2 protein-coding genes are annotated in these 2,262 nt (G+C 70.1%); both read left to right on the top strand.

The features are described 5' to 3' along the window. Positions 1–1,212, top strand: a 1,212-nt coding sequence (locus SFU54_RS09260) for an ABC transporter ATP-binding protein (protein ID WP_319015992.1), incomplete at its 5' end; no start/stop codon positions are given. 33 nt (positions 1,213–1,245) lie between these two features. Beyond that, positions 1,246–2,262 (top strand): chromate efflux transporter (gene chrA, locus SFU54_RS09255; protein ID WP_319015991.1); only part of this gene is annotated, 1,017 nt, incomplete at its 3' end.

Raw genomic sequence — 2,262 nt, 5'->3', positions numbered from 1 at the left:
ACGCGGTGGTTTCAAGTGCGCTCGCAAACCCTGTTTCGCCAGACCCGCGTGGCGTCGGCCCGCCTGATCGTGCACTTTGTCGAGACCATGACGGGCATCCGTGCCGTCAAGGCCTTCAGAAAAGAGCCGCGCAACGAGCGGCAGTTCGCCGGCCACGTCGAGGAGTACCGTGACGCGAACGCGCGCGTCATTCGACTGTTCGGCATCTTCGACCCGGGGCTCGTGCTTATCGGTAACGTGACCGTGGCGGCCGTGCTCGTGGTGGGGGCGTTCCGCGTCATCGATGGCGCACTGCCCATCGGATCCTTGCTCGCCATCCTTCTCTTCACGCGGCGGTTCTTCGACCCCGCCGAAGAGATGGCGATGTTCTACAACTCGTACCAGTCGGCCGCGGCCGCGCTCGAGAAAATCTCGGGCGTGCTCGAAGAGAAGCCGAGCGTGCCCGACCCCACGACGCCCATCGACCTGTGGAAGGCGCGCGGCACCGTGCACTTCGACAAGGTGCGCTTCTCGTACAACGACGACGCCGTGGTGCTGCCCGACCTTGAGTTGACGATTCCGGCGGGTCAGACGATCGCCCTCGTCGGCACGACGGGTGCGGGCAAGTCGACGCTCGCCAAGCTCATCGCACGCTTCTACGACCCCACCGAGGGCGCCGTGACGCTCGACGACGTCGACTTGCGCAAGCTGCACCCGAAAGACCTGCGGCGCGCGATCGTCATGGTGACGCAAGAGGCCTACTTGTTCTCGGGCACCGTGGCCGACAACATCGCCTTCGGCAACCCCGAGGCAAGCCGCGAGCAGATCGTCGCGGCGGCGAAAGCCGTTGGCGCGCACGACTTCATCGAGTCACTGCCTCAGGGCTATGAGACTGACGTGAACAAGCGCGGCGGTCGCGTCTCGGCGGGGCAGCGGCAGCTGATCTCGTTCGCGCGCGCCTTCCTCGCCGACCCGACCGTGCTGATCCTCGACGAGGCGACGGCCTCGCTCGACATCCCGAGCGAGCGGCTCGTGCAGCGCGGCCTGCAGACCCTGCTGGCCGACCGCACGGCGGTGATCATCGCGCACCGGCTCTCGACGGTCGCGATCGCCGACCGCGTGCTCGTCATGGAGCACGGCCGCATCATCGAAGACGGCACGCCCGCCGAGCTCATCGCGGGCACGGGCAAGTTCGCGCAGTTGCACGCGGCCTGGCGCGAGTCGCTCGTGTAGGTGCGTTCACGACGGCTCGGTAGGGTTCGCGGTGTGAGCGATCAGCCGACGGATGCTGCGCCCGAGCCCGACGACGCCGTCGAGCCCGCGCGGCCGAAGGGCACCCCGCTCGAAGTGCTGCGCGCGTTCACGGCGCTCGGCCTCACGTCGTTCGGTGGACCCGTGGCGCACCTCGGCTACTTTCGCGAGCAGCTCGTGGTGCGCCGTCGCTGGATGACCGAGCAGGCGTACGGCGAGCTCGTCGCTCTGGCGCAGTTCGTGCCGGGCCCCGCGTCGAGCCAAGTGGGGTTCGTGCTGGGGCTGCAACGGGCGGGGCTGCTCGGCGGCCTTGCCGCGTTCGTCGCGTTCACGCTGCCGAGCGCGGTGCTGCTCGTGCTCGTTGCTCTCGGGGCACCCCTGCTCGAGGGCCCGCTCGCCGAGGGGCTCATCGCGGGCCTCAAGGTCGTCGCCGTGGCGGTCGTGGCACACGCGGTGTGGGGCATGGCGCGCACGCTCACTCCTGACCTGCGCCGCGCGGCAATTGCCGTGGCCGCGGCGTTGGTCGTGCTGCTCGTCGGCGCGGGCTGGGCAACACTCGCGGCGATCGCGCTCGGCGCCGCCGCGGGTCTCGTGCTGTGCCGCGAGGGTGGGGCGGGCGAGGTGCGGGCGCTGAGCATCCCGATCTCGCGTCGCGCGGGGGCCGCGTGCCTCGCGGTGCTCGCGACCCTGCTCGTGGCGCTGCCCGTATTGGCGGCAATCGTTCCGAGTCAGACGCTCGCAGTTGCCGACGCGTTCGCGCGCGCGGGATCCCTTGTGTTCGGCGGCGGGCACGTCGTGCTGCCGCTACTTGAGACCGCCGTGGTGACGCCGGGGTGGGTGACCGAGTCGCAGTTTCTCGCCGGCTACGGCGCTGCGCAGGCAGTGCCGGGGCCGCTCTTCACGTTCGCCGCCTACCTGGGAGCGGCGATGGCGCCCGGCGTCGAGGGCCTGCTGCTCGCGGGCGTAGCGCTCGTGGCGATCTTCGTGCCCGGGCTGCTGCTCATCGTGGGCGTGCTGCCGTTCTGGTCGGCG

It is taken from the genome of Microcella sp., assembly GCF_033763155.1.
Taxonomy (GTDB): domain Bacteria; phylum Actinomycetota; class Actinomycetes; order Actinomycetales; family Microbacteriaceae; genus Microcella.
The sequence above is the reverse complement of the archived record's forward strand: the minus strand, read 5'-3'. Positions and strand labels throughout refer to the sequence as shown.